We start from the raw sequence: 26,896 nt of genomic DNA on the forward strand, positions 1-26,896 counted from the left end.
GAAAGTAATCGACGCACTGTCACTATGAGCGAGAGCAAGGTCCATGACTGAAGGTGCGGGCCGAGGTGCGCTCGTGACCGGTGCGTAGTAGGGCATGGGTCGCCATTTCGCGCATGCCTTCGTCAATGCAGGCTGGCGCGTCGCAGCAATCGCTCGATCCTCGGCGGTGCTGGCTTCGCTTGGCCACGACGACCGGACCATCGCATTGCCATGCAAAGTCACCGGTCCGGCTTCGGTCAACAGGCCAGTTGTTGGAACCGTCAACCCCTTCGACCGCCTTGACCCTGTCGTCGCTAACGTAGCGATCTTCCGCCTGTTCGCGTTTGAAGGCGCGAGTGATGCGGTCATTCGCGACCATATCGAGGTCAATGTCCTTGGCGCGAGCTGGACGATCCGCGCGGCGATCCCACATTTGCACGCGACTCGCGGCCAGATCGAGGCCCACTTTCATCATCGCGATCTGCCTGATCGCGACTGCAATCTGCCTGCCGCTGCCAAGCCGCCCCGCCAGTCGAACGCAAAGGAAACGGTACCGATGCCGGCACTACCTGAACTGACTCCCGAGAACACGCCCTTCTGGACCGGCGGCGCACAAGGTGAGCTACGGATCGCCTTCTGCGCCGACTGTGCTCGCGCGATTCATCCGCCGCAGCTGGTTTGTCCCGGCTGCTTATCCGAACGGGTCGAGCCTAGGGCGGTGCCGGGCACCGGTACCGTCTATACATTCACGATAAATCACCAGCCGTGGGTGCCCGACTTGGACGTGCCCTTCGCGATCGCGGTGGTCGAGATCGATGGCGCGCCAAACGTGCGGATCACCGCACGGGTGGTCGGATCCGACCCCGAGAGCGTCCACATCGGCCAACGCATGACTGTTATTTTCCACCAGGCCGAGGACGTCTGGTTGCCACAATGGAGGCCCTTGCCATGAAGGCGGCGATAACTGGCGCAGGCTTGTCCGATATCGGGCGCAATACCGGTCGCCCGGCGATCGCGCACTTCACCGAAGCGGCAAAGCGGGCGCTGGCCTCCGCCGGTTTGACCCGCGACGACATCGACGGGATCTGCACCTACCCGGGGCGGAGCGACAACACCCCCGGCCAATCGCCGCTAGGAACCGGAGAGGTCCGCGACGCTCTGGGTCTCAAGACCCGCTGGCACTGTTCGGTTCCCGATGGCCCTTCGCAGATGGCACCGATCATGGTCGCAGCGATGGCGGTGCTGACGGGCCAGGCGCGCCACGTGCTCTGCTTTCGCGCATTAACCGAAAGCTCTTCTCAGACGGTGGGCCGCCGGGCGAGCGTCTCGGGAACGAACGGCGGGCGGGTCGGGGGTGGATCGGCTGGCTTGTCGCCGCAGGTGCGATGTCCGCGGCAAACTGGGCCGGCTGGATGGCAACCCGCTATTTCCACGAGTTCGGGATGACCCGCGAGCACCTAGGGATGATCGCCACAGGCCAGCGGGCTTTTGCGGCCCTCAACCCTGGCGCAGTGATGCGCAAGCCGCTGACAATGGACGATTATCTCGCCGCGAGAATGATCTCCAGCCCCCTTGGACTGTTCGACTGCGACATTCCCATCGACGGGGCCAGCGTCATAATCGTATCTGCCTCAGACGCAGCGCGCGATTGCGCTCGCCCGCCATTGTGGATCGAGGCACAGGGTGCGGCGCTGCGCAGCCAGGAAACTTGGGATCAGCGCGCCGACCTGACCACAATGGGCGCGCATGACGCCGCTGCCGACATCTGGTTGCGCACCGACTTAAAGCCCTCGGACATCGACGTGCTCGGACTCTACGACGGGTTTTCGATCTTTGTGCCCTTGTGGCTCGAGGCATTCGGTATGTGCGGACACGGCGAGGCCAAGGATTTCATCGCTGCAGGGAACATCGGTCCGGGCGGCCGCTATCCGGTCAATACTGGAGGCGGCCAGCTCTCAGGCGGTCGGCTCCACGGTTTCGGGTTGATCCACGAGACTTGCCTGCAGCTGTGGGGTGAGGCTGAGGGACGGCAGGTGACCAATGCCAAAGTCGCCGCCTGCGGGACCGGCGGTGGTTTCATTGCGGGGGCAATGTTGCTCAGGCGCGATTGAGCAAGGAAGCGAGCTCCTGGTCGCCTAGGCAATCGCCCCTTTGGTTTTCAAAGACTCGATACGCTCCCAGTCGAGGCCGATATCCATAAGTACAAGCTCGGTATGCTCGCTGGCCTCGGGCGCACGGGTGTTTTCGGCGGCTTCGCGATCGAACTGGACCGGATTGGCGACTAGTCTGATCGGTGCCCCGCCATCGGCGCTCTCGACCTCGTAGATGAACCCGTTCGCCGCGACCTGTTCGTCGCGCGCGACGTCATGGACGGTCTGATAGGGCGACCACTGGCCGCGCATCGTCTTGAGCCGCTCGATCCAGTAGGCAAAGGGTTTGGCCGCGATCGCGCTCGCCACTTCGGCGAAGGCTGCGGGCGTGTTGGCCATGATCGCCTCGGCGGTGGCAAAGCGAGGATCTTGCGCCAAATGCGGCACGTCGAAGTGGCTGAACACGTCATCGATATAGGGCCCGGGCGACAGCACGGTCAGGTTGATAAACTTGCCGTCGGCCGTTCGGAAGGCCCCCATGAAGGGGTTGGTGCCCTTACCGATGCCCGATCCTGGCAGGTCCGCCTTGAACAGGTCCTGGGTATCGGGCAGCTCCATTGCAACGTCGATCGCACAGGCGGTAGCCCATATCCCAGACGACAGCAGCGAGACGTCGACCTCGGTCGCCTCGCCGGTCCGTTCGCGGTGGAACAGCGCCGCGGCGATGCCGCCGACTAAGTTCATCCCGCCGATCGTGTCGCCGTAAGCCGGGCCGGGCTGGAGCAGGGGGCCTTCGAGTTCCTTGGGAGTCACCATCATGGCCGATCCGCCCCGCGCCCAAAAAGCGGTCGAATCGAACCCGCCCTTGTCGCGTTCGGGGCCCTTGTCGCCGAATGCGCTGCCGCGGGCGTAGATGATTTTCGGGTTGGCGGCGCGGATATGCTCGAGATCGATCTTCAGTTTCTGCCGTTGGCTCGGCAGATAGTTGGTCAGGAACACGTCGCAGGTCTTTGCAAGTTCGTAGATAAGCTCCTGCCCTTCAGCAGTGGCAACGTCGATCCCGACGCTCTGCTTGCCGCGATTGGGGTGCTGCATCAGGCTGGAGCGCTGCGGGTTCACCGCCAGGCGCTGTAGCATCTGGATGCCGCGCTGGGCATCGCCGCGCACTGGATGCTCGACCTTGATCACTTCGGCGCCCCAATCGGTAAGTACCCCGCCCGCCGCAGGCACGAACGTAAACTGCGCGACTTCGAGCACGCGAACGCCTTGCATGACCTTGGTCATCGTCCGGTCTCCATCATGCCGCCTGGAAGCTGATTGTCTTTTGGTAGGTGAACTCGTTCAAGCCCTCCTCGCCATATTCGCGGCCATAGCCCGAGCGCTTGATCCCGCCGAAGGGCGCATCGGATTGCATCGTCCCGGCCCCGCCGTTGATCGAGACCCCGCCGGTGCGGACGCGCAGCGCCATTTCATAGGCCTTGCCCGGATCGGCCGAATAGATCGCGCCTGACAGGCCGAAGTCGCTGGCGTTGGCCATTGCAATCGCCTCGTCGTCGTCTTCGAAACCGATCACTGCGCCGATTGGGCCGAAGACCTCTTCCTGCGCCAGCCTGCTGTCGTTTCGGACGTTGTCGAACAGTGTCGGTTCGAAAAAGAAGCCCTTCTCAAGTCCCTCGGGACGGTGGCCGCCGTGGACGAGAGTCGCGCCCTCGTCGCGCGCGATCTGAACGTAATCCTCGGTACGCTTCCGAGCCACCTCGCGGATCAACGGGCCATAGCTCACGTTGGGATCGGCCGGATTGCCGATCTTGACTTGTGCCAGCATCGCCTTGAGCGCTTCGACGAATTGCGGCCGGACCGAATTGTGGACGATGTGGCGCGTGGTCAGCGCGCAGCCTTGGCCGCAGTGTGTGGTGAAGCCCATGATCCCGGCGGCAGCGGCGCTCTGGATATCGGCATCCGACCGGACGATTAGCGCCGACTTGCCGCCCAGTTCCATGACCACCCGGGTGAGATTCGGCGCCGCTTGCGCCTGGATCATCGCCCCTACCTTGTCCGAACCGGTGAAGTGGACGAGATCGACTCGCTTGTCGCTTGTCAGCAGGCGGCCCGCTTCGATGTCGCCGGTGACGACGCTGAAAGTACCTTTAGGCAGCCTCACCTCGTCCGCGATCTCGCCCAGAATTAGCGCCTGCATCGGGGTGTAGGGCGATGGCTTAAGCACCACCGTGCAGCCGACCGCCAGCGCGGGGATGACCTTGCCGATGTTGAGGAAGAACGGAAAGTTGTAAGGCGAGATAGCGGCGACCACGCCGACTGGCTCGCGGCTGACAACGCCTGTGCCGAGCGTCGTGCCCCCTTGCCCGTTCGGGGTCAATTCGATCGGCAGTGCGCTGATCGGCGACCGGCTGGCGAGCTCCACGGTGCGCCAGGCATGTTTCATGGGAATGCCGTATTGAAGGAATTCGGCTAGCATTCGGGTTGCGCCCGCTTCGGCCACGATCAGATCGATCAGCTGCGCCTTGCGCGCCTCGATAGCGCCGAGGAAGCGGGTTAGCACCGCTTGTCGTTCGCGCACCGGCAGGTGTGGCCAGTCGCCATCGTCGAAGGCATGGCGCGCCGCAGCAATGGCGGCGTCGACCTGGGCTGTGCTGCCGACCGGAGCCTCGATTAACAGGCTCTCGTCGGCCGGGTTGATGACCGCCTCGCGCTGGTCGGTTGGCTGCCATTCGCCGCCCACGTAAATAGAATCGGGGTGCTTCAAGTACATCGGGCAGGGTTCCAATCAATCGGAAGGTTGCGGATCGCATGCAAGCCGGGATCCACCGTAGTGTCCGCCCACCTGCTTGACATGAGAGGTCGAGGGCACCCGCCCGAACCACTCTCTAGCAGCACTCGCAGGGCATCGGCGGGCGCGGGCCGCACCGCTTGGGGGGCGAGCGTGGCCATCGTCAGGCCCCGGCGAACATGCGCTCGATGTCACCTGAAGTCACCGGACGACGCGCGTTGCCGATCGCGTCCATACTGTCGGTCTTGAGCCCGCCGAGATTATGCCGGGGGCTAACATCCACGTCTTTGCCCAGTTCGCGCAGGTGGGCGACTGAGCAATTCTCGCGTCCACCATTGAGAGTGAAGGCATCGAAGCTGTATTCACGCATGACGTTCTGGTGCGTGATCTTGTCGATCGTGGTGGGGGCCAGCGCGTTGACCGAGGCCCAAAGATATTCGGGCACATTGGGCCAGACCGTGTCGGAGTGCGGATAGTCGCACTCATAAGCGACCATGTCCTCGTTCATGTAGGCAAGGTTCTTCACCCCGAACTGGTCGTCGATGAAGCAGCAGATAATATGCCGCTTGAACAGGTCCGAAGGCCGCTCGCCGCCAAAATCGGTATAGGTCCACTCGTGGTGATGTTCGTGCGTGAAGTCGGCGCGCTCGAGAAAATAGGGAATCCAACCGATCCCGCCCTCGCTTAACGCCATCCGCAAGTCGGGATAGCGACGCCAGAACTTGGCGAACGTCCAGTCCGCCGCCGAATTGGCGATCGAGATCGGCATCGCGGTGATCCATGCATCGATTGGGCTCTCGGGCGAGGGATGCATGGCCTGCGAACCGGAACCGATGTGGCAATTAATCACCATCTTGTAGTCAGAACACGCCTTCCAGAAGGGCTCCCAGTATTCGTTATGAATACTGGGCAAGCCAATGTTCGACGGGTTGTCGGAGAACGACACCGCATGGACACCGTGATCGCTCATGCGTTTCAGCTCCGCTAGGGTATCATCCATATTCCACATGGGAATAAGGCACATCGGGATGAAGCGTCCGGGGGCGGAGGCGCACCATTCCTGCACGTGCCAGTCGTTCCAAGCGCGGCAGGCGAGCAGAGCCTCATCCGGGTCCTTGCTTGCCACCTTGACGAACGTGCCCCCGGCGAAGCTGGGCATAGTTGGAAAGTTGAGCGAGGCCAGGACGCCGTTGGCGTTCATATCCTCGACCCGCAGCTTGGGATCGTAGGTGCCGGGGCGGAGCTGCGAAAATGCCGACGGTTCCATGCCATATTCACTGCGCGGGCGACCAACGACGGCGTTGAGACCAATGGTGGGGAATCGTTCGCCGTTCCACTGCCAGACGTCCTTGCCGCCTTCGTTGACGATGCGCGGGGCCCGGTCCTTCTTGCCTTCGGGATAGTGCCTGATGAACGCCTCGGGCGGCTCGACCGCGTGATCGTCCACGCTGATGATGATCATGTCGTTCATCTGCATCGTATCTCTCCCGCCGAGCCGTCTACGCGGTCCGAATCAAAAATCTGATAATCCATCAGTTCCGGAGTGCCGGTTGCCGCACAAATACGCCACCGCCATACACACCTAGGGTCAGATATATAACTAGGTTCCACATCATTTGCTAGGGTTATTTGAGCAGAGAATTGATCGCCGATGCATGGATTGGTCCCTCGCGGATCCCTTCCTGCTGTCGAGTCGGATTCCCTGCCGAACATGACCACCGTCGCCAGGCTCCGGACCGCAACACATGCCGCAATGATTTTGGGCCGTCACCTCGATCGGGCAGCCGAGCGATTTGAAGCGGAGAAACGGCTTCCTCAACCGTCGGATCAGACATGACGCCCGTTTATCAATCCGCAGGTCCGCATCCGCGATTTTGGGGCCGGTAGCGGCATGACCGGTTGGTGGAGAGCAAGTGGCTAAACCAGTCGTTCGTATCGCAGACCCTATCAGTGTAAACGAGAGGCTCGAGTTGCCATAACGCCCGTTCTCAATCTGAGCACTTTGACCGTTCAACCCTCATCCGCAGCGGCGAGTAGATTCACGAAATTGCGCGCTAGTTCGCATCCGCCGCGTGCTCAATCGCGATGTCTAAATCGGGACCACGAACTGCAGCTCGAGCGCTTGGCGTCGGAGAGATGATCGAGTGAGCTGTTCATCACACGATCCCTGAATTGCCGGGAGGAAGGAAAAGGACACCGTTGATGGCCATGACGCGGGAGGCCCCTTCCCCGTCCAGCCTAGTTCCTGCCGGCCTTCTTCGTTCTTATCTTCGATGTTGCAGCGCGTCCGGTATCGCTCTGGGCCATCGCCATGTGGAGAAAATGCCCTTCGATCCATTGGCTCAGAAATACCCGGGCAAGATCGGGGCGGCGATCGGGCGCCCATGGCATCGCCTTCAACATGCTGAATAGGATGCCGAGGATGTCCGCCCACTGGTCCCAGCGCCCGCGCAGCGCCTTGCGCAGCAGCATCGCGAAGCAGGCCCCCTTGCGCCACCCCGGCAGATCGGTCGCCCAGACCAGCGCGGCGAACTCTGCGACAGCTGCAAGGTGCGAGACCATCTCGGCCTTGGGTCCGCCGATGTAGTCGCTCGCCGCGTCGAACAGCGCGCTCGCTTCGGGCTCGCCGAGAGTTGCGATCGCGATCAGGGTTCCACCGTCGAGCGCAACGTGGCCGTGCTTGAGTGCAGCGAGATGGCCGACACTGCGCGCCAGCTCGGCCGAGGTCAGGTCGCCCTCGTCGGCGAGCAGCCGGGCGACCGCTTGGAGCCAGCCGCCGCGTCCGCTGCCGTAGCGCCGGCCGAGCTGGCGCAAGTGCAGGTCGTCGGACAGCAGGTACAGATCGTGCTGCCGAGCTAGCAGCACCGGGTCGAGCATCGCGCGGATAGTGTCGCGATTGACCAAGCTGTTGAGTTCGTGGTCGTCGCTGCCGTCGACCGGGAGGATCCGGCAACGCGCGCGCAGCGCAGCAATCGCGGCATCGAACATTGCGATCCGTCGCGCGGTATCCTCGGGCGCGTGGATGGTGCGCACCGGCTGGTCGCCCTCAAAGCCCAGCGTCATGTACTCGCGGTCGAGGTTTGGGCGCTCGCGCTCGCGCATCTCGAGCAGCTCGTCGAGCACCGACTGCGGAATCGCCAGATGGCCAAAATGGCCTTCGAGCGCGGGCAGAAGCCCGAGATGGTGCGCGCACCACGCGGTGAACAGGTCAAGCGCGGCACCACGTCCGGCGTATGCTGCTGCATCCGCGATCGCCTCGGCGCGCTCTTCGCCGCTGCCCAGACACGTGCGGATTTCCCCTCCCAAGTGACGGATCAGCTCGGCTACCGCGATGACCGGGCGGTGATGGAGCGCGGCGAGGACGTCGAGCGGAATCGCGAGTTTAGCGTAGGCCGTGAGAATCGCATTGCCCTGCGTGCTCGACTGGCGCGCAACTTCGAGCACCGGGGTGATGTCGTTGCCCTCGAGCGTCATCTCGCCCATCGTGGTGGACTCGGGAAAGCGCGTGCCGTGACCCTTGGTGATGTCGTGGAGCAGCCAGATCGCGCGATGCTTGACCTCGCGAATGCGGTATCGGCGGTCCGGTCCGAAAGTCTGCGCCAGCGTCACCTCGTCGCCGACCGCCTTGCCCAGCATCGCGCGCGCCAGCGGGTGGTCGGGCGCGTAGCTGGAAACTTCCGGCACTTGGCCCTCTTCGATCAAGCCAGAGACATCGGCGACTCCCTCGCCTGCCAGGTCAACCCAGCAACCCGGCGCGACGCCGCCGCTCACCGCCACCTCCGCCGGCAAGTCATCTCGGTAAAAGATCAGGGCGGGATAGTACTCGACAATCTCGCGGCTGCCGCGGTTGCTGGAGGCGACCGCGAACCCGAGTGCGAGCGCACGCGCATCCTCGCCGTGGCGGCGCAGCAACAACGCGAGCCGCATCCGGTCGAGCGGCGCGGCGCTTGCCGTCCTCTCGTCGAACGCGGCGACCACAGCAGCCGCATCGGCTTCGCGATCGCCGCGCATCAGCACGCTGTGGAGGATGATGAGCGCGCGCACATCGCTCGCATTGCCGGCGAGCGCTTGGCGCAAATGGGCTTCGGCCGAGGTGAGATCGCCGCGCGCCGCCTCGGCCGCGCCGGCGAGCCTGGCATAGTAGGGCTCAGCCAGCAGCGCCGGCCCCAGCCCGGCGAAGAACGCATGGGTGCGCGGACGTGTCGCGGAATTGGCGAAGGCCAGAGCAAGCCAGCGCAGCGGCGGGCTGTCGTGATCGGTCGCCAGATACCCGTCGAGCGCCCGGATGATCGTCTCGTAATCATTGTCGTGGAGCGCGAGCTCGGCCATCATCCAGCGTTCGACCTGGTGGGTGTCGGGCCCGAGCGCGGCAAGCATGCGGTCGCTGAGCGCTGGCGCGAGATCGGGCGCATGGCGCCGGGCGATCTCGGTTGCGGCGACGAGGATGCCCATGCTGTCTGGCCAGCGCGTTAGCAGCGCCTCGATCTCGCCGACGAGATCGTCCGTCGCCCCGGTCTCGGCCCGGGCGCGCAGCACCATTGTGTCGAACAGCTGCCGGTCGATGCCAGCGATTGCCTCGCCCCGCTCCGGCGTCGCCAGCGCGAGGATCGCAAGCCAGTCTTGCTTGCTGGCATGAGCAAGCAGGAGCACCAGGGTGCGCGCCGCGCTGTCCGCGACGCGCGCCATGCGCGCGATCGCAGCGTCGTCGCGGTCGTGCATGAGGTCGACATGGGCCGCTGCAATCAGCGTGTCGTTATCATCGGGCGCGAGCGCCAGCGCTTGGGCAGCAACCCGCTCGGCAGCCGGAGTGTCGCGCAGCAGGCGATAAGCCGAGATCAGGTTCAGCCCGACCCCGAGCCAATTCTTGTCGGCCGCCATCTCGTAGACGCGGATTTCATCCCAGTGGCGCTGGAGCAAGGCCGCGGCTGTCACCAACCGTTCGTGCCAGGCGCCTGTCTCGCCCGCGTTCGTGTCGTCGCCGTCGTCTGCCACCGCGCTCCCGACGTTGCGCGCCGCGATCGCAGCCTCGAGCAGTGCTTCCCCGGCCGCCCGGGCAAGCGGTCCGCTCGCCGGCCAGCGCGAATGCGCAGCGGCCGCCTCGTCCTGCCAGCTGTTGCCGCCGCGGCGGCGCAGCATGCCGATGCGCGACGGGGCAACTTCTTCCGCCTGCCACAAGGCCCTCGGTACGAACTCGTCGGGGTCGCCCGTAGCGCCCAGTTCAACAGCGACATAGGCCATCGCAGCGACAGCCTCCCACGCCGGGTCTTCTTCGAGCAAACTGCGCGCTTCGGCGAGCGCGCGGTCGGGCTCGCCTGCGAGTGCCAAGCCCAGCACACGGTTGGCCCGGATTTTTCGGTCGCCGGGGTCGAGCGTCCACGCCTCGAGCAGCAGCTCGCTGGCGGCACAGGTATCATCGAGCTTGAGACAAGCGAAACCGCAATTGGCTTTGACCCGCGCGCGAACCGCGGCGGAATGCTGTGGCGTCAAGGTCTGTTCAAGCGCCTCGAGCATGGTCAGCGCGGTTCGCGGCTTGCCGTTGTTGAGCAGGTCGCGGATCTGGTCGATCTGCGCATTGAGGACGGCGTCGATCGCTAGACGGCTCGCCGAATCGCTACCGGCGAAAGTGGCCGCGAGGCTGCCGACGGCCTGGAGGATTTGCGCGCTTTGGTCAGATAATCCTCTGATCGTGGCGCGATTGGCATCGCCGGTGTCGCGGGTCTCGGTGGTGATCTCGATCAGCTGCGCGGTCGATGCGCTATGGTCGGGATCGAACGCGTTGAGCGCGACCCTATCGCCGCGGATACGGCGCTGCAGCTCGTCCCAGCCCCAAATCTGAATGTCGATCGTGCGGCCCAGCGCCGCTTGCTCCTGTCGCAACGTCAGAGCCAGGATATCATAGGCCAGATCGTCAGAAGCAGTGGTCGCGACATAGAGCTCGGTGAGCAGCGGGCGGATTGCCAGCGCGCGCGCCACATCCGAGCGGATCGCTGCCTCGCCGAGCTTGTCGCCTTTCGTCTTGAGCTTGCATTGCACCGCGACAGGCTTGTGGGGATCGCGATCCCGCGCGCCGATGAGGTCGATGCCCTGCTGGTTCTTGCCTCGCGTCGCCACCCGCTTAAAATTGGGATCGCTGACGTGGCCCGCGAACAGCGGAACGCACTTCTCCTCAAAATCCGTATCGTTGGCCGGCATGGCGATGACGGTGTTGGCGCTCATTGGGTATGATCTGGCGTAACTGCGCTAGGAATCAACTCCGATCACAGCGCATCGTGCCGCTTAACCAAGCGTGCGGTCGCCGAGCCTCGTTCGCCATGTCAAAATCAAAACACCCGCCGACTACCTGTCGATCATAATTTTGACGTTTGGCACAGCGGTTGCGCGCTCAATCGACGCCGACGGAGGCGTGCCCGAGTTGTCGGCGGCCCCATCGGATGTTTCTGAGCGCACCTCATGAGGCACATCGGGCCGGATGGCCGGTTACGGCGACCAATCTCAAGCGAGCAGACATAGCGGGTAGCTCAATCCGCTTTGTCTCATTCTTCCTCGCTTGCATCTGAAACCTGATCGCCAGTCGCTGGTGTCACGACGTTGCCGTTCGCATCCACGTATGCCGTGTCATCGCCTTCCATGGCTTCGCTCTCGGCCTCGCTTGCAGCGGCCTTCGCCGCAAGCCTGGCTACTGCTCGCTTAGTGACCCCGGCGGCGTATGCATCGAGTGCCGACCAGCGTTCATCCATGGTCGATTGGTCGTCTGCGTGTGACTTGGCCGCAGCAAAAAAACGCCCCGCCGCGGCTTCGCCATCCAGGTAAGTCAGTTCGGCATCGCTCCCGGTTTGCAAGCCTTCGAGCACGTTATGGACCGCCAGCGCGTCGAAGGCGCCGCATTGGTCCAACTTCGACCAGGTAAATCGCTCTTCCAGTGCCGCGTAGCAGTTCTTGCTAAAGATCATGCTGGAGGTGGCATCGTCGACTGCCGCAACCTTCGTGAACGATTCCGCACCGATGCCTAGGTCCGATTTCGATTGGGCGAGCACAGGAGTCGGCGTCGGCGTGGGCGCATCCGTGGCTGCTGGCGCAGTGTCGAACGAGCTAGCGCTGGTCGACTGTGAGGAATCCGCGCACTTCACGACGAGGAGGATGACGCCGACGAGCGCAACAAGCGCCAGGCATCCCTGATCTGTTTTCTCAGGTTTCGGCTTGGCGGCTGTCATCCTGAAGATCGGCTCCCCTCAACCGATGAAATTCCAACTGGGGTTCTTCGATACAAGGTCTTCGAAATCAATTCCAAGCGCAATCGCAATGCGTTAGGAAAGTGGCGGAGGGGGCCATCACTATTCGTATCGCAATTCCCGAGGGTCTTTCCGACGGTCAAGTCGTGACCGCGATTGCGCACATGCTCGACGAATTTCCAGAGTTCGCGATTTTCGCTGATCAGTCGTGGATCCACGCTGACGGCGCCTGCCTCAGCGATCGGTCGCTGCGTGGAATTTTCATGTCCGCCCTTGCCAACGCGCGCCTAGAGCAGGTCCGCGCCGAGGCCCACGCAAGGCTCCTCGAGCACCTTCTCGCATGAGGATGGCGCCCCTCAAACTTCGGGCGCGGCGCGACGGCGACGTTCTTTGCGTGTCCAGCTCAGGCGACTTCTTTCAGGCTTCCGCTGACTTTGCGGTCCGCTTGGCAACTGACGCGCTTACGACCGGAGATGCGAGCCAGCTCCAACGCTGGGGTTTGATGGCGGCGGCAGATCTTGACTGGAACTTGCAGGGTCTGAAGCTTGCTCGGCGGATGAGCGTGGTTCGCGAACTCGACTATCTCATCCTCGTTCCAACGCTTCGTTGCAATCTGAGCTGCAGTTATTGCCAAGTGTCGCGGGTCAACGAAACGCAGGTGGGGTTCGACTGGAGCGAGGAGACTCTCGCCGGTGTGCTGGCTTTGATCGATAGCCTTCCGAGCGATCAGATCAAGGTCGAGTTCCAGGGTGGCGAGCCGACGTTACGTCCGGACTTGATCGAAGCCGTAATCGCGCGATGCGCCCGCTTCACCCATGCGGAATTTGTCGTCTGCACCAACTTGCAGTCACTCAGCGATGTGGCAATAGCGCTGTTTGATCGCTCGGACGTGTTCATCAGCACTTCGCTGGATGGCAGCGCAGCTACACATCGACGGCAGCGCACCGCCACCGACGAAGCGAATACCCAATTCCACGAGAATTTGCGGTTCCTGGTCGATCGGTATGGACCCGGAAAGATTTCGGCCCTGCCAACCATCGATCCGGCAAACCCTCCCGATCCCGACGACCTGATCGGCGCCTACTCCAGTCTGGGCCTAGCCAGCATCTTTCTTCGTCCGATCAATTTTCAGGGCTTTGCGCGCAAGCGCCACGCGGGTTCGAAATCGCTTCCAAGGACGTGGAGTGATTACCACGAGAGGTTCGTCCGGCGAATGATCGCGCGAAACTGGGATGATCGGACGCGCGTGCTCGAAGAAACGTATCTGAGCATCTGCCTGCGCCGGATTTTCCAGCCGGGCGCAGAGCGTCACGTCGATCTTCGCAACCCCAACCCGATGGGAATCGACTATCTCGTCGTCGATCACGATGGGACATTTTACCCGACTGACGAAGCGCGGATGCTTGCGCGATCAGGCGTGATCGACCTTTCGATAGGCAGTATCTCAGCCGGCATTGATCTGGAGAAGCGCGCGCTGCTAAACCGGCACGCAACCAACAGTTTCGATCCCGACTGCATCCGCTGCGCATACCAGCCATTCTGCGGACGCGACGTTGTCGACGATCTCTCACGCTATGGCACGATTGATGTGCGGCGCCTCAATACCGAGTTCTGCCGCCGGCATAGAGACATCTTCGATTTCGCCTTCGAGCTCATCTACTCCGAGGACGAAGCAACGCGCTATTCGCTTTGCCGCTGGCTCGGCTTGTCGGGTGAAATTCCCCTTGGGGAGGTTCTCCAGTGATCCCGCTGCGCCTGCCGGCAGCCATCGAAGCCGAAAGGCCATTCGTCACGCGGATTGAGGATGCCGGCGCGAGGCCCGCGGGCAAGCGGCGGTTCCAAAGCTGGATTGTTGGCGACGACGTGTTCGGCCTAGCTCTGGCCGGTGATCAAGGCCTATTCACAATCGATGGAATCCAAGCATCACAAGTGGTCGGTGATGTACTGCTGGTCGATCCCATTCGGCAGCAGGCGGAGCGCCTGATCCGGGCTGATTCCTTGCACAACACGCTGCTAGTAACTGAGCGCTGCGATCAACTTTGCCAGATGTGCTCGCAGCCGCCGAAGAAAACCCATGAGGATCGTTTCGAGCTTCTTCGTCAGGCGAGCTTGTTGGCTCCAGAAGGCGCCACCCTTGGCATCACGGGAGGGGAGCCGACCCTCTACAAGAACGAACTCTTCGATCTTATCGAAATCACGCTAGGTGAACGTCCCGACATGTCGTTTCACGTGCTTTCCAACGGCCAGCACTTCGAACAACATGACGTCGGGCGGCTGCGGAACCCGGCGTTCGCGAGAGTCACTTGGGGCATTCCGCTGTACTCGTCGGCCGCGTCAGAACATGACGCAATCGTTGGCAAACCCGGCGCGTTCGAGAGGCTTCACCAGAGCTTTGGTCGTCTCGTGGAGGCGGGAGCGAGGGTCGAGCTTCGCACTGTTGTTCTGAGCTCCAACGCTTTCGAGTTACCGGCGCTTGCAAAGCACATCGTCTGGCGGCTCCCGTTCATCGGGAGCTGGTCCGTCATGCAGCTTGAAAACATAGGGTTCGCCAAGAACCGCTGGTCCAAATTGTTCTTCGATCACCGGGCGAACTTTACGCCGATAGCCGAGGCCCTGGATCGGGCGAGCCTTCACGCGCTTCAAGCGCGTCTCTTCAACTTTCCTCTGTGCACAGTGCCGCCGGCCTACCGTTCGTACGCTGTCCGCTCGATCTCCGACTGGAAGCAGAAATATGTCGCCGCGTGCGACGATTGCTCACTGAAGCCGCGGTGTGCTGGCTTTTTCGAATGGCATTCCGGGGAGCACGCAAACGCGTGGGTGAGGCCAGAATGAGGGCGGGGCGTTTTCTTGTCGCGAGCCTGGTAACGGCCGGCTTTGGCGATGTCAGCCTCGCCCAGGAGCGACTGGTTGGCATTGCTACGGGCTCGGATCCTGGCGCCAACGAAAGCCTTCTCGAGCAAGCCTACGCCCGTGAGCACCTATTCACGCTCGCCGGTCATCGTAGCCATTCCAGCCATAGCAGCCACTCTAGCCATCGATCGTCGTACGGCGGGACGGGCCATTCCAGCCACGTCAGCCACACGAGTCATCGCTCCAGCACCGGCGGCGGCGGATACGACTACGTTGCCCCACCGGCAGCGGTCTACACCAGCCCACAAACCACCACGGCACCTCGGCGAAGCCAGCCTTCGGTCCCCTACGAAGACACCGGCTCATCGAGTTCGAACACCCAACGTTACGGCTTCATTTCGCCGAGCAACGATGAGTCGAGGTCTTCTGGTTTGAAGCCCCTCACGGGGCGGAGCGAGCGGTTTCGAATGATCGTGTGCAGGGTTCAGCTGGCGCTGGCTGCCCGGGATTTCTATTCGGGCGCGATCGATTGCACTGTGGGGCCTAAACTTCGCGGTGCGCTGCGGCGCTTCCAGGATTCTCACAAACTCAACGGGACAGGCACGATAACACCGGAGGTGTTAGACGCATTGATGGTATCAACAGATTGAATCTCGGGAATTTTCTGAGGACTATGGCGGGGCCGGAAGCAGTCCATCTGGTGTTAAGCTGAGCATTGCCAAAAGCAGACCATCGCTCGCTAACACTCCCGTTGTCAGGGAAAAACTAGGTCACCCATTCCAACAAAACTAGCTCCGCAGGCCAATGCCGACGCGCGCGCCGCCAACATTAGAGTGTCAATCTGCCGAATCCGCATCGCATAGCTAGGGGCCGCCCCATCCGCACGGCACCTGATGTGTTCACGTTTCGTCACGCGAGGCTGCAATACGATGAGTACCTTGCTCGCACTGGCAGGCAACGCCTGGATTGCCGCAAGCATCGCAGTACGGTTGGGTTGCTTTATGCCATTGTGCCAGACGGCGGCACCAATCTTGCGGCCCTTCCCCTTTTTCAACTCGGCAGCAAGATTGCGGCGGTCGAGGTGGCGAAGGTTCTTCACGGCCTGAGCGACCACCACCTCATAATCGGTAGGTGCCGCGGAACGATCATCGCCAGTCTTGCTCGAGGCCTTGACATGCACCAGGCTAATTATCGCTTTGACCGGATCGATATGGATAAAATCTGCTAGTTCCATTGAGCCGTCGTCGCTAGCGAGCCAGCCGCTCGGCTGCCCTTGATCGTCAAGAAACATTTTCTGCACGACATAAGCGAAGAGCGACGTATCGCCTGCGGTCGCGATTTCCGCTGCGAGAGTTGAGCCCGCGGGTACGACTGGCTTTTCTCGATCGATCTCATAGCCATCGAAGGTTCGGAAGTCCCATTCGAAAGGCTGATCCGAATAGCCACCACGGTAGCAATGCCCCTGCGCGATGGCATGCCCGCTCTCGTAAAAGATTTTCACCTGATGCGGATCGCTAAGATATCGTGCGCATTCGTTGCGCTCGACTTCCTTGCCTGCGACAGTCGCGCTCCAGATCAATGTGAATGCAGCCTCCCCGTTGACCATGTTTACGCCGAGATCGGCGGTCCCGATGGGCTGTCCGTCGAGTGCCACCGCTACACGCAGCGACAGCCCTGGAAGTGGCTCGACCTCAAAGGTGGCGTCGAACGCCCAGCGTCGAGCACGCTCGCGTTCAGCGGCGGCGATCTCATCTTCCGACAGAAGCTCGCCAGGAATAATCGTGATACCGTAGGCCACCGCTACCTCAGCGACGTCTTCGACGGGCTGGGAAAGCGCGGCGAACGGGCTCGGTGGCCGAGCGCCATTCAAAGCATGGTCGATGATTACCGCAATTACGCGACGATAGTCTTCCCAATCAGTCGCCCGCCGCACCCAAAGACGTGAGTTGCCGGGTGCAGCACCAACCAGCGGCTTTTTGAGATCGGCGGGTTTGCCGAGGCCGGCGACATCTGGAACAGTGCGCGCAGCAGCGCAGTAATACGTCTGATCGCCGATTGGATCGATCGCGTATTCGAGCGCAATACCAGTGATCGCCTTGCTATCGGCCTTTGACGCGGTCGGCGTGTGCGCGCCACTCAACCACAACGCGCGCGCCTCGTCGCCAATAAAGGCCGCGATCGCATCGCGCGGCATTTTGCGAACTGCGTTGCACTCCTTGACGATCCTATCGCGCATAGTGCCGTCGGAAGCTGAAAGCGCGACGATCTTGTCGCGCACTGCAATCACGAGCAATTGATGATCTTCGTTTTCGAGAGCAATCGTCCCAGCCCAAGCCGGCTGACTGGTCTCCCGGTAAATGACCGCCTGGAGAATTAGCCCGTCCCCTTCATCGATGCCTGTCGTGCGTACAATCCGGCGACGAACATGATTCGAGCTAGCGCGGGCCAGTTCCGCTGACTTGTTAACGAGCCGCCTCAATAAATCCGCGCCTCGCAGTTCGCCCACTGCTTCAAGCAAAACGGGCGCAATGAAAGGTCTAAGCTGCGGAAAATCTATCTCGGGCTGTGGCATCAGGTCCCCCGTCCCATCCATGATCTGTGACTACAGAGCTTACCGCTTATCGTGTCTTTTGGCTCCTTGATCGGCTCAATCCCGCTTGTCTCCTATCAGCCGTCGTTTCGCGGTCCTACTACGCTGATCGCAATAAGCAGAGATTCGGATCCCCACGGACAAGATTGCGCATGAAGTGCCGCTGCTTGGGCTTACAGGGGGGGCGGTTGCAGAGTGTCAGCTCGAGGCTAGGCTCCCGCGAAAATCGGACTCGACCGTCGACACGATGGGTCCCGTGGAGATGGGTCGTAAGCGTGATATCGAGTTCTTTCCTGCTTGCGGCAAAATCCGTGTTCTGTAATTCTCGCCGTGCAGGGGGCTAGATGGCAATTCGACGTGAATGGAAGGGTGATGAGTGGCAGGAATTCGCCCTGCAACTTGTCCAGCGCCGACACGGCGCCGAAAACGTGCAGATAGTTCCGGACAAGGTAAAAGGTGATGCGGGACTGGAGTTCTTCACAACCTGTGGTTGCTTTTATCAGTGCTATGCGCCGCAAGAAGCATCGGATGTAGCCAAGGCCGCGAGCGCCATGAAAGCCAAAGCCGGTCGCGATCTGCCCAAATTGATAAAGAACAAAACGATAATCGAAAAGCTTCTGGCTGGCACAAAGGGTAAGCGATGGATTCTCCTCTGTCCGTTCCTCGATAACAAAGAAGTTGTCGCCTCCGTGCGGGAGCGCGGTCTTACAATAAGGGCAGAGAATCTCGCCTTCCTCACGTCGGAATTTGAAGCGCCTTGTCACTCTCAGCAGGACTTTCTGGCGGAAATCGAGCAACTGAAGGCCCTTTCGCTAGGGCCACCGCTCAGTGTTGCATCGCCGACCGCGGAAGAGGTGAAGGATGCAGCCGGTGACACGGAGATAGGCGTGCGGATCGATGCCAAGCTAGGCCGGGCGTTCGGCCCAAACGCCCCCGGTGGTCAAATCGTGGCACGCCGCGACCAGTATGTTAAGGCCCACCTCCACCGCGAGAACGCGCTCGAACAGTTGCGCGATAACCACGCGGTACTTTGGGAGCGTGCGTTCGAGACGATCGAAGCGGAGGAAGCCCGACTTATTGCCGTCGGCGCGACGTCGACCATACCTGGTCAGCAGCTACAGGAGAGCATGAACCGGATGGAGAATTCGCTTGCGCAAGCGTTGCCGACTCTGAATCCAGCACTCCGAACGCGCATCGCGCTCGGCACCATTAGCGATTGGCTGATCCGGTGCCCGCTCGACTTTCCGGAAAGCGATCTGAGTTGAGCAGCGAGGAATTCGCCCATACGCGCTTTTCGTTCGAGCGGCGGCCGACGCCGGTGCCCGGTGATTTGCGGATTACCTGGCGCGTGTCGCTGATTCTCCTCATGCTCTCGGCGTCGCGATCGAGCCGGGCATCCCTTGCGAAGCTCCACATAGTGAATGACGCGATCCGGTCCAATCAGATCGCGCGGCTTCGGGATGCAACCGACGCAGACGCCAAGATTCTACCCTGGAATCTGCGTGTCGAGCCGGCATTCGCCCGGGCGATCGATTTCGTCGTCGGAGAACGCCTCGCAGAATGGACTAGAACCGGCGGCCGCGCTTCGCTGCAGCTCACGAGTAGAGGGCTATCAGCGGCAAAACAGATCGAGAAGGTCGATGACGCACTTGAGCGTGAACGAGCAATCGTTTTCGAACACGCCAAGAAACTTACCGAAATCCGCGTGTCCGCACTGTTGGGCGAGCGACAAGCAGCATGATACGGCTCCGCCATCTGCGGTTGCGATCGTTCACCGCCGAACACGCCTATGGGGCGGACATTCCGTTCAGTCCGGGCCTCAACATCATTCAAGCGCCCAACACGTCGGGCAAATCGACCTGCCTTCAGGCGATCATTTACGCGCTCGGGCTCGAGCGGTCACTTGGTCCACAGCTAACTATCCCGCTCCCCTATGCGATGCGCGAGCGTATCCATGCTGTTGAAAGCGACCCATATGAGGTCGTGCTGCAGTCATTCGTCGAATTGGAGATCGAGAATAGCCGTGGTGAGATCGTCGTGCTGCATCGAGATGTGGTCGGGGCGAAGGATAGCAGACTGATCCAAGTGACGTTCGGCGCATCGCTGAGCCAAGACGCTCCGCGAAGCCGACAGCGCGACTTCTATGTGTTGGACGGCGGATCGGCGGTTCAGGAAGACGGGTTTCACCGCTACTTCGCCGGTTTTCTCGGTTGGGAGCTGCCGATCGTTGCGCGCTATGACGGCACTGAGTGCCCGCTCTATCTCGAAACTATCTTTCCGATGCTGTTCGTCGAACAGAAGCGAGGCTGGTCTACGATCCAAGGGCCGTTCCCGACATTCTTCCGCATCCAGGACGTGGCGCGCCGGGTGATGGAGTTCCTGTTGAATCTCGATGTAGCGCAGTTTCGACGGCAGCGCTCGGAGTTGCGCAATACCATTGCGGAACTCAACCATCGCTGGACTAACGAGCGCAACAAACTAGCCGAAGCCGCGGCGAGAATAGGGCGCGTCCGTGGACTCCCACAGCAGCCGAGCGCCGAGTTCGCGCAGGATTCGCAAATCGATTTACAGTTGTATCAGGAGGGCGAGTGGGTACCGCTCTCAACCCTAATCACCGAAATCGAAACGCTTGTTTCGGAGCTTGAAGCCGCGCAGTTGCAGACGGTTGACGCGGTCGCACCGCAGCTTGAGGCGCGGGTTGCAACGCTACGCAGCCAGATCGACACGGAAAGTGCGATTCTCGAGGCTGTGCGAAGCGAATATGCCGCCGAGACCCAAGATAGTCAGGCAATGGGTGCACGCGTTCGATCGCTGGAGGTCGACTTGCGCCGAAATCAAGACGCCCAAAAGCTTCAACGACTAGGGTCCGAGCTTGGCAAGGCGTCCTCAGAACATGTCTGCCCAACCTGTCATCAAGGCGTATCGAACGAACTGCTTCCAACCGTCGAGGCGGTGGGCATGGGCATCGAAGAAAATATCGCCTTCGTGAAGTCTCAGCTTGAGCTTTACCGATCCGCACAGGGCGCGTCGGGCGAACGAATTCAGGAGATTGCCGGGCGCTTCCGCGGCGTGGAGCGCAACCTGCAGGACAAGCAAAAGGAATTGCGCAGTTTGCGCCAGGAATTGGTCCGACCCGGCACGTCACCGTCGCGTGCCGCGATTGAAAATCTGGTTCGGCAGCAGAATTTCCTGGCACAGCTCAGTGGTGTCGACGATCTAGCGATCTCACTGCTGGACGAACTCAAGGCCATAGCAATTGAATGGGCAAAGACTAAGGACGCGCTGGCCCGGCTTCCCCCCCGACAATCTCACGAATGAGGACCTCAAAAAGGTCGAGATCCTCACAACGAAGATCTATGAACAGCTAAAAAGCTATGGTTTCCGGTCCTTCCAGCCAGGTGAGATCGCGCTATCGACGGACAATTTCCGTCCGCTTGTCCGTGAGCGCAAGGGAAGCGAGATAGTCGAGAAGGAGATCAATTTCGAAGTTTCGGCAAGCGACGCGATTCGTCTTAAATGGGCTTATCTTCTTGCCGCCTTCGAACTGATGCGCGACCGCCCCACGAACCACCCCGGACTGGTGATCTTCGACGAGCCCGGACAACAAGAGATCGATTCGGGAAGCCTGTTTGCTTTCTTAAAGCGCTCGGCCACCGCCGCTCAGACGGGTCAGGTCATTGTTTCAACGTCCGAGCCCTTGGTGTCAGTGCGTCACGAGATGGGCACGAGCGGACAGATTATCGATTTCCCTGGTTTTATCCTCCAACCTGCGATGAACTACTCCCCTGGCGAGTTTGATGAACTACTTGGATAGGGCGCAACCTGAGCGGCACCTCTGGAGATGCGATTGGAGCGTGCGGAATGACTGGAATGGAAGCGCACAGCCGCCGGTCTGAAAAGCTCCGTCTCGACTTCCTCGCGATCCGGCGCATGGTCCGCGACATGTCGACCGAGCCGGACTTCTCGACCCACGACCTGGTTGCCCATCTCTGCCTGGAGGCTGGTCGCATCATGGAAGACACGAGCGTCGAGTTTGCGCTGACGCTTCCCGAGGAGCAACAGCAGCGAACCGACCGTTTGGATCGACTGCATCAAGCTGGCAGCGACATCGTCGCACTCGCTGTGGCGGCGCAGGCGCTGCGCCGCCGCTACTGTCTCGCGTCCGTTTGAGCTCTACGGTGCCTTGGGCTTGCGCCCTCGCTTGGCCGGCGGCGAAGTCACTGGCGTAGCTGTTGCAGGCGCGGCAGCATTAGGCCCTGCAGGTTTTGAGGCCGAAGCTTTGGGTGATGCGGATTTCTTCGAGACGGGTTTTGCCGCGGCTGGTTTTGCTGCGGCTGGCTTTTTCGATGCCGGTTTTGCCGCCGTGGGCTTGGGCGTCGCAGCAGGTTTTTCCGCGGCAGCCTTTAGCGCCGCAGCTTTCGGCGTAACTGCGTCCGGCGCCGGCGCTTTCGCGGGAGCTGCCGCCACCTTGGCCGCAGGCTTTCGGCCCAGGCCGATCCTCTTCGCCATATCGCGGCGAACTTCGGAGTAGCTCGCCGAGACCATCGGATAGTCGGACTTGAGGTTATAGCGCTGGCGATATTGCTCGGGCGTCAGTCCATGACCTGACAGGTGCCGCCGTAGCGTCTTGTAGGGCTTGCCATCGATCAATGAGATGATGTGGTCCTTCGAGGACAGCGAACGACGCACCGTGACCGCTGGGATATATTCGGGTTCGGCCGGTTGTTCGGCAGGAGCCGTGGTCAGGTTGATCACCGCCTGATGCATGTTCTGCAAAAACGCTGGCACGTCTTCGCTCGATGCTTTGGTGTTGGGATTGGCGAGCCAGGCGATCGTAAGTTCGGTGGCGAGCTCAACTGAATCGGTTGAAGCTGTATCTTCGGCCATCAATGTATCCTCCCGTTTGTCGCACTGCTCTAACGGACCAGCAGTATTCGTCAATTGCGCGACGTTATTCCGTAATACTGAACATTCCATTCGACTTGTGGCGCGCACCAAGCATTGGTGTCGTCACCGAACGCCGGGAAGCAAGGCGACGGTGTCCCCGACGATGCGCTCGATCGGGGCTGTGGGTGGTGGGAGCCGCGACTGGCGCGGCTCGATGATGGAGCACCACCCATGAACACCACCACGACTGAAGTCACCGCCCCGGCCAGCAACGCCGCAACGAAGGCCCGCAAGGGAACTCCGGCCAAGCGCCGCATGGCGCGAGAGGTCAGCAGCCCGACCGCAAATGAAGAGGCAAAGCCGCACGACACTGCGACCCCTGCTCGCGCGCCCAGCAAGATCGCTGGGGTCGTCGCACTGCTCGAGCGCAAGCAAGGCGCCACGCTCGCCGAAATGGTCGAGGCCACCGGCTGGCTCCCGCACACCACCCGCGCCGCGCTGACCGGGCTCAAGAAGAAGGGCCGCACCATCACCAAAGACAAGCGCGGTGACGTGACCTGCTACCACGTCGCGGCGAGCGCCTGATGCGCCGCGACGCGATCGAAACGACCCTGGCTGCGCTGGCGACAATGTCGCCGGCGCAGCTGCGCGAGGAGTGGACCCTCACCACGGACAAACCCCTGCCCCGCCTGAGCAGCGCGATGCTCCGCCTGGCGCTCGGCTATGAGCTGCAATGCAGGGCCTGTGGTGGTCTGACGCGCCAGACCCGCCAGCGGCTCGATCAGCTGGCTGCGGCAAGGACCGAGACCCGCAGCACGGTCCCCGGGATGCGGCTGGTCCGCGAGCATAACGGTCAGGTCCACATCGTCACCATCGGTGAGGACGGCGCAGTCGAATGGAATGGGCGGACTTGGAGGTCGCTGAGCGAGGTTGCCCGCACGATCACCGGCACGCACTGGTCAGGGCCCGCCTTCTTCGGGCTCAAGCAGAAGAAGAGGAAAGCGGCATGAACAAGGTTCGCTGCGCGATCTACACCCGCAAATCGAGCGAGGAGGGTCTCGAGCAGGATTTCAATTCGCTCCACGCTCAGCGCGAAGCGTGCGCGGCCTATGTGCTAAGCCAGGCCAGCGAAGGCTGGTCGGCGCTGCCCGAGGTGTATGACGACGGCGGGATATCGGGCGGGACGCTCGAGCGCCCTGCCCTCAAGCGGCTGCTCGACGACATCGCCGCGGGCAAAATCGACATCGTGGTCGTCTACAAGGTCGATCGGCTGACGCGCTCGCTGCTCGACTTCTCCAAACTGGTCGAAGTCTTCGACAAGGCCGGGGTCAGCTTTGTGTCGATCACCCAGTCGTTCAACACCACCACGAGCATGGGGCGGCTGACGCTCAACATGCTGCTCAGCTTCGCCCAGTTCGAGCGCGAGGTCACCGCCGAGCGGATCCGCGACAAGATCGCAGCGTCCAAGGCGCGGGGCATGTGGATGGGTGGCACGCCGCCACTCGGCTATCGGCCCGATGGACGAAGCCTCGCGGTTGTGGATAACGATGCTGCCCTGGTGCGCGACATCTTCGCCCGCTATCGCGCTTGCGGCAATGTGCGCATGGTCGCGGAGGAACTCGCAACCGAAGGCGTGTTCGCTCCGGTGCGGCATACCTCGCAGGGCCGGACATTCGGTGGGGTCCGGTTCAGCCGCGGGCAGATCTACAAGCACCTTTCCAACCCGATCTACGTCGGGGAAATCCACCACCGCGGAACTGCATACAACGGACAGCACGAAGGCATCATCGAGCGGCAACTGTGGGACGAGGTCCAGGACATGCTTGCCGGCAACCTGCAGGGCGAGCGGACGGGCACGCGAATTCGGTCGCCAAGCTTGCTCGCCGGATTGATCGTCGACGACGAGGGCGAGTCGCTGGTCGCGACCCATGCCTGCAAGGGTAAGATCCGCTACCGCTATTACGTCAGCAAGGCGCTGCAGCATGACGCGGCTGCCAGCAGCGCAGACGGAATGCGCATCCCGGCCAAGGAGCTGGAGGGCGCGGTTGTTGCGCGACTGGCCGAGGCGCTCGACGATCCGCTCGCACTTCTGGCCTCAACCGGGACTCCGCTGGATCCGACGGAGCTGCGGACCGCAATCGCCAAGGCCGAGGCTCTCGCCCGGTCGACTCGGAACAAGGATCGAGGTCTTGTCCGATCGCTGGTGTCGCGGGTTACAATCCATCCCCGCCAAACCCGGATCGAGCTGCGTGCCAGCCCCTTGCTCAAGATGCTCGGTGTGCACGATCACATCCCCGCGGGCGAAACCATCGAACTTGTCAGCGTGGTTCGCTTGACCCGCACCGGCCTGGCGATGCGGCTGGTGCAAGCCAATGGCAAGGCCGCGGTCGCACGCGGACCCGACCCCGCGCTCATCCGGCTACTCCTCAAGGCACGCAGCTGGTGGTCGAGGCTGGCGACCGGCGAGATCGACATCGCGACGCTGGCACGCGAAGAGCAGGTCAATGATTCCTGGATGACGCGGGTGGTCCGGCTCAACTTCCTCGCACCCGAGATCGTCGAAGCGATCCTCAATGGCGAGCAGCCCGCACGTCTGACCGCCGATAGCCTGGCCCTGATCAGCCCCCTTCCCATCGCGTGGCGCGAGCAGCGCGAGGCGGTTGCCGCACTCTAGAATCGCACGCTACTTCAACCACTTGTAAGGCTGCACCTCGGTGCCGCCTTTACTTTTGCTGCAGTGCGGGAAGTCGGCGGCAAAGGCCCACTCCGTAGTGCGCAAGTGGCCTCCAGAGAAACCTCACGATTTGATGGTATTAGCGGGGCTAGTTGGGGCTCTCTCTGCACCGGACCGGCTCGGCAAAGGCCGCGGAATTGCGGCCTTTCTGAGGCATTTTTCCATTCTATATCAATAACTTACGACTTGGTGGCGGAGCGGGAGGGATTCGAACCCTCGATACGCTTTTGGCGTATACTCACTTTCCAGGCGAGCGCCTTCGACCACTCGGCCACCGCTCCGCATGCCTTTCAGCGGGGTGCGCCCTAGACTTGGACCCCGCCGATAGCAACCGGCATGACGCGCAGCGCCCGCTTCCGCACCATCGCCTTGCCCTCTCGCCCGCCATCCCCTACGCGCCAGCGCGTTTGCGCCACGGGGCGCGGGGAGTTTCCGGCAGATGGCCAACGTCACCGTGATCGGCGCCCAGTGGGGCGACGAGGGCAAGGGCAAGATCGTCGACTGGCTCGCCAGCCGCGCCGACGCGGTGGTCCGCTTCCAGGGCGGGCACAACGCCGGGCACACGCTGGTCGTCGGCAACCAGACCTACAAGCTCAGCCTTCTGCCCTCGGGCATCGTCACCGGCACGCTCAGCATCATCGGCAACGGCGTGGTGCTGGATCCTTGGCACTTGCGTGACGAGATCGCCAAGCTCGAGGGCCAGGGTGTCAGCATCACCGACGACAACTTTGCGATCGCCGACAACTGCGCGCTGATCCTGCCGCTCCATCGCGACCTCGACGGCTTGCGCGAGGAGGCGGCGGGCACTGGCAAGATCGGAACCACCGGGCGCGGGATCGGTCCCGCTTACGAGGACAAGGTCGGGCGCCGGGCGATCCGCGTCTGCGATCTTGCCCACATCGACCAGCTCGATCCCCAGCTCGATCGCCTGTGCGCGCACCACGACGCGCTGCGCGCCGGATTCGGCCAGCCTCCGGTCGATCGTGAGGCCTTGCGTGAGGCGCTGCGCGAGATCGCCCCGTCGGTGCTGCAATATGCCCAGCCGGTGTGGAAGCGGCTCAAGAAGGTGCGCAAGGCCGGGGCGCGCGTTCTTTTCGAGGGTGCCCAGGGGGTGCTGCTCGACGTCGATCACGGGACCTATCCATTCGTCACATCGTCCAACACTGTCAGCGGCAGCGCGGCGAGCGGATCGGGCCTGGGACCCAACGCCACCGGGTTCGTCCTGGGCATCGTCAAGGCCTATACCACCCGCGTCGGAAGCGGCCCCTTCCCGACCGAGCTCGACCCGGATGGGCCCGATGGGGCCACCGGGCAGAAGCTGGGCGAGCGTGGCCACGAGTTTGGCACCGTCACCGGGCGCAAGCGCCGCTGCGGCTGGTTCGACGCGGTGCTGGTGCGCCAATCGTGCGCAATCAGCGGCGTCACCGGGATCGCGCTGACCAAGCTCGACGTGCTCGACGGGTTCGATGTCGTTCGCATCTGCACCGGCTATCGCCTGCACGGCAAGATCCTCGACTATCTCCCCAGCCATTCCGCCGACCAGGCCGCGGTCGAGCCCATCTACGAGGAAATGGACGGCTGGCGCGAAACCACGGCGGGCGCGCGCAGCTGGGCCGACCTCCCGGCGCAGGCGATCAAGTACATCCAGCGGGTGCAGGAGTTGATCGAAACGCCGGTGGCGCTGGTCTCGACGAGCCCCGAGCGCGAGGATACGATCCTGGTGCGTGACCCGTTCGTGGACTAGCTTCG

Annotated in this window: 22 protein-coding genes, 1 tRNA gene and 1 pseudogene; 17 read left to right on the plus strand and 7 right to left on the minus strand. The window is 62.2% G+C overall.

Annotated features, from left to right (window positions below; translation table 11 throughout):
- Positions 1-94: 94 nt before the first annotated feature.
- Genes GKE62_RS06335 through GKE62_RS18860 form a run of 3 tightly spaced genes read left to right on the plus strand, consistent with a single transcriptional unit; the run spans position 95 to position 2,090 of the window.
- Positions 95-931, plus strand: coding sequence for an SDR family NAD(P)-dependent oxidoreductase (locus tag GKE62_RS06335; RefSeq protein WP_154691507.1), 837 nt, complete (start codon positions 95-97; stop codon positions 929-931).
- Complete coding sequence (locus GKE62_RS18855; protein WP_230206959.1) at positions 928-1,425, plus strand: hypothetical protein; 498 nt, start codon at positions 928-930, stop codon at positions 1,423-1,425. The genes GKE62_RS06335 and GKE62_RS18855 overlap by 4 nt, the downstream gene beginning before the upstream one ends.
- Entirely contained in the window at positions 1,392-2,090 is a 699-nt protein-coding gene (locus tag GKE62_RS18860) for a thiolase family protein (RefSeq protein ID WP_230206960.1), read from the plus strand. The genes GKE62_RS18855 and GKE62_RS18860 overlap by 34 nt, the downstream gene beginning before the upstream one ends.
- A gap of 24 nt (positions 2,091-2,114) precedes the next feature.
- On the opposite strand, the gene GKE62_RS06345 is transcribed toward GKE62_RS18860, so the two are convergent.
- The 5 genes from GKE62_RS06345 to GKE62_RS06365 all read right to left on the minus strand — a co-directional run bounded on the left by GKE62_RS06345 (position 2,115) and on the right by GKE62_RS06365 (position 12,068).
- On the minus strand, positions 2,115-3,353 hold the full coding sequence (locus GKE62_RS06345; protein ID WP_195908631.1) for a CaiB/BaiF CoA-transferase family protein: 1,239 nt from the start codon (positions 3,351-3,353) through the stop codon (positions 2,115-2,117).
- A 13-nt stretch (positions 3,354-3,366) separates the two neighbouring features.
- Positions 3,367-4,839 carry an aldehyde dehydrogenase family protein gene (locus GKE62_RS06350; protein ID WP_154691508.1) on the minus strand — a complete coding sequence of 491 codons (1,473 nt, stop codon included), beginning with the start codon at positions 4,837-4,839 and terminating at the stop codon, positions 3,367-3,369.
- Between the two features lie 181 nt (positions 4,840-5,020).
- A complete protein-coding gene (locus GKE62_RS06355) occupies positions 5,021-6,334 on the minus strand; it encodes an amidohydrolase family protein (protein ID WP_154691509.1) in 1,314 nt (437 codons plus the stop codon).
- Positions 6,335-7,095: 761 nt separating this feature from the next.
- A complete protein-coding gene (locus GKE62_RS06360) occupies positions 7,096-11,073 on the minus strand; it encodes a hypothetical protein (RefSeq protein WP_154691510.1) in 3,978 nt (1,325 codons plus the stop codon).
- A gap of 317 nt (positions 11,074-11,390) precedes the next feature.
- A complete protein-coding gene (locus GKE62_RS06365) occupies positions 11,391-12,068 on the minus strand; it encodes a hypothetical protein (protein ID WP_154691511.1) in 678 nt (225 codons plus the stop codon).
- 164 nt (positions 12,069-12,232) lie between these two features.
- Here GKE62_RS06365 and GKE62_RS06370 point away from each other — a divergent pair, with 164 nt between their 5' ends.
- The 10 genes from GKE62_RS06370 (at position 12,233) to GKE62_RS06415 (ending at position 21,696) form a co-directional block, all read left to right on the plus strand.
- Positions 12,233-12,430: a hypothetical protein gene (locus GKE62_RS06370; protein ID WP_230206961.1), complete on the plus strand. Its 198-nt coding sequence runs from the start codon at positions 12,233-12,235 to the stop codon at positions 12,428-12,430.
- 2 nt (positions 12,431-12,432) lie between these two features.
- Positions 12,433-13,830 carry a His-Xaa-Ser system radical SAM maturase HxsB gene (hxsB, locus tag GKE62_RS06375; protein ID WP_230207062.1) on the plus strand — a complete coding sequence of 466 codons (1,398 nt, stop codon included), beginning with the start codon at positions 12,433-12,435 and terminating at the stop codon, positions 13,828-13,830.
- A complete protein-coding gene (gene hxsC / locus GKE62_RS06380; RefSeq protein ID WP_154691514.1) occupies positions 13,827-14,918 on the plus strand; it encodes a His-Xaa-Ser system radical SAM maturase HxsC in 1,092 nt (363 codons plus the stop codon). Before hxsB ends, hxsC begins: the two co-directional genes overlap by 4 nt.
- Positions 14,900-15,586, plus strand: coding sequence for a peptidoglycan-binding protein (locus GKE62_RS06385; RefSeq protein WP_195908632.1), 687 nt, complete (start codon positions 14,900-14,902; stop codon positions 15,584-15,586). The genes hxsC and GKE62_RS06385 overlap by 19 nt, the downstream gene beginning before the upstream one ends.
- Positions 15,587-15,902: 316 nt before the next feature.
- Positions 15,903-16,067 (plus strand): hypothetical protein, encoded by a 165-nt coding sequence (locus GKE62_RS19660; RefSeq protein WP_370516088.1) that lies wholly within the window; start codon positions 15,903-15,905, stop codon positions 16,065-16,067.
- Between the two features lie 1,803 nt (positions 16,068-17,870).
- On the plus strand, positions 17,871-18,791 hold the full coding sequence (locus GKE62_RS06395; RefSeq protein ID WP_154691517.1) for a hypothetical protein: 921 nt from the start codon (positions 17,871-17,873) through the stop codon (positions 18,789-18,791).
- Positions 18,788-19,267 (plus strand): hypothetical protein, encoded by a 480-nt coding sequence (locus tag GKE62_RS06400; protein WP_154691518.1) that lies wholly within the window; start codon positions 18,788-18,790, stop codon positions 19,265-19,267. The genes GKE62_RS06395 and GKE62_RS06400 overlap by 4 nt, the downstream gene beginning before the upstream one ends.
- A 20-nt stretch (positions 19,268-19,287) precedes the next feature.
- Positions 19,288-20,844 (plus strand): ATP-binding protein, encoded by a 1,557-nt coding sequence (locus GKE62_RS06405; protein ID WP_230206962.1) that lies wholly within the window; start codon positions 19,288-19,290, stop codon positions 20,842-20,844.
- Positions 20,783-21,340, plus strand: coding sequence for a hypothetical protein (locus GKE62_RS06410; RefSeq protein WP_154691520.1), 558 nt, complete (start codon positions 20,783-20,785; stop codon positions 21,338-21,340). The genes GKE62_RS06405 and GKE62_RS06410 overlap by 62 nt, the downstream gene beginning before the upstream one ends.
- A gap of 56 nt (positions 21,341-21,396) precedes the next feature.
- Positions 21,397-21,696 carry a hypothetical protein gene (locus GKE62_RS06415; protein WP_154691521.1) on the plus strand — a complete coding sequence of 100 codons (300 nt, stop codon included), beginning with the start codon at positions 21,397-21,399 and terminating at the stop codon, positions 21,694-21,696.
- Between the two features lie 264 nt (positions 21,697-21,960).
- Here the strand turns inward: GKE62_RS06415 and GKE62_RS18865 are convergent.
- Positions 21,961-22,413 (minus strand): annotated as a pseudogene (locus tag GKE62_RS18865) (MucR family transcriptional regulator); the annotation flags it as partial.
- 231 nt (positions 22,414-22,644) lie between these two features.
- On the opposite strand from GKE62_RS18865, the gene GKE62_RS06425 reads away from it, so the two are divergent.
- The 3 genes from GKE62_RS06425 to GKE62_RS06435 are packed head-to-tail and all read left to right on the plus strand — an operon-like array spanning position 22,645 to position 25,087.
- The gene (locus GKE62_RS06425) at positions 22,645-22,998 is read left to right on the plus strand and encodes a DUF3489 domain-containing protein (protein ID WP_230206963.1); all 354 of its coding nucleotides are present in this window, start codon (positions 22,645-22,647) and stop codon (positions 22,996-22,998) included.
- On the plus strand, positions 22,998-23,423 hold the full coding sequence (locus GKE62_RS06430) for a DUF2924 domain-containing protein (protein ID WP_154691523.1): 426 nt from the start codon (positions 22,998-23,000) through the stop codon (positions 23,421-23,423). Before GKE62_RS06425 ends, GKE62_RS06430 begins: the two co-directional genes overlap by 1 nt.
- Positions 23,420-25,087, plus strand: a complete 1,668-nt coding sequence (locus tag GKE62_RS06435; RefSeq protein ID WP_154691524.1) for a recombinase family protein — start codon at positions 23,420-23,422, stop codon at positions 25,085-25,087. Before GKE62_RS06430 ends, GKE62_RS06435 begins: the two co-directional genes overlap by 4 nt.
- 250 nt (positions 25,088-25,337) lie before the next feature.
- Here the strand turns inward: GKE62_RS06435 and GKE62_RS06440 are convergent.
- A tRNA-Ser gene (locus GKE62_RS06440) sits at positions 25,338-25,428 on the minus strand.
- A 158-nt stretch (positions 25,429-25,586) separates the two neighbouring features.
- On the opposite strand from GKE62_RS06440, the gene GKE62_RS06445 reads away from it, so the two are divergent.
- A complete protein-coding gene (locus GKE62_RS06445) occupies positions 25,587-26,891 on the plus strand; it encodes an adenylosuccinate synthase (RefSeq protein ID WP_154691525.1) in 1,305 nt (434 codons plus the stop codon).
- Positions 26,892-26,896: the final 5 nt, after the last annotated feature.

Origin of the sequence: Novosphingobium sp. Gsoil 351 (assembly GCF_009707465.1) — a bacterium.
Lineage (GTDB): Bacteria > Pseudomonadota > Alphaproteobacteria > Sphingomonadales > Sphingomonadaceae > Novosphingobium.

Excerpts from the sequence above, each read along its gene's own strand:
- GKE62_RS06355 (WP_154691509.1), bottom strand. The coding sequence starts at position 6,334 with ATGCAGATGAACGACATGATCATCATCAGCGTGGACGATCACGCGGTC.
- GKE62_RS06415 (WP_154691521.1), top strand. The coding sequence starts at position 21,397 with ATGGAAGCGCACAGCCGCCGGTCTGAAAAGCTCCGTCTCGACTTCCTC.
- GKE62_RS06435 (WP_154691524.1), top strand. The coding sequence starts at position 23,420 with ATGAACAAGGTTCGCTGCGCGATCTACACCCGCAAATCGAGCGAGGAG.
- hxsB (WP_230207062.1), top strand. The coding sequence starts at position 12,433 with ATGGCGCCCCTCAAACTTCGGGCGCGGCGCGACGGCGACGTTCTTTGC.
- GKE62_RS06445 (WP_154691525.1), top strand. The coding sequence starts at position 25,587 with ATGGCCAACGTCACCGTGATCGGCGCCCAGTGGGGCGACGAGGGCAAG.
- GKE62_RS18855 (WP_230206959.1), top strand. The coding sequence starts at position 928 with ATGAAGGCGGCGATAACTGGCGCAGGCTTGTCCGATATCGGGCGCAAT.
- GKE62_RS18860 (WP_230206960.1), top strand. The coding sequence starts at position 1,392 with ATGGCAACCCGCTATTTCCACGAGTTCGGGATGACCCGCGAGCACCTA.
- GKE62_RS06425 (WP_230206963.1), top strand. The coding sequence starts at position 22,645 with ATGAACACCACCACGACTGAAGTCACCGCCCCGGCCAGCAACGCCGCA.
- GKE62_RS06345 (WP_195908631.1), bottom strand. The coding sequence starts at position 3,353 with ATGACCAAGGTCATGCAAGGCGTTCGCGTGCTCGAAGTCGCGCAGTTT.
- GKE62_RS06335 (WP_154691507.1), top strand. The coding sequence starts at position 95 with ATGGGTCGCCATTTCGCGCATGCCTTCGTCAATGCAGGCTGGCGCGTC.
- GKE62_RS06365 (WP_154691511.1), bottom strand. The coding sequence starts at position 12,068 with ATGACAGCCGCCAAGCCGAAACCTGAGAAAACAGATCAGGGATGCCTG.
- GKE62_RS06395 (WP_154691517.1), top strand. The coding sequence starts at position 17,871 with ATGGCAATTCGACGTGAATGGAAGGGTGATGAGTGGCAGGAATTCGCC.
- GKE62_RS06350 (WP_154691508.1), bottom strand. The coding sequence starts at position 4,839 with ATGTACTTGAAGCACCCCGATTCTATTTACGTGGGCGGCGAATGGCAG.
- GKE62_RS06430 (WP_154691523.1), top strand. The coding sequence starts at position 22,998 with ATGCGCCGCGACGCGATCGAAACGACCCTGGCTGCGCTGGCGACAATG.
- GKE62_RS06360 (WP_154691510.1), bottom strand. The coding sequence starts at position 11,073 with ATGAGCGCCAACACCGTCATCGCCATGCCGGCCAACGATACGGATTTT.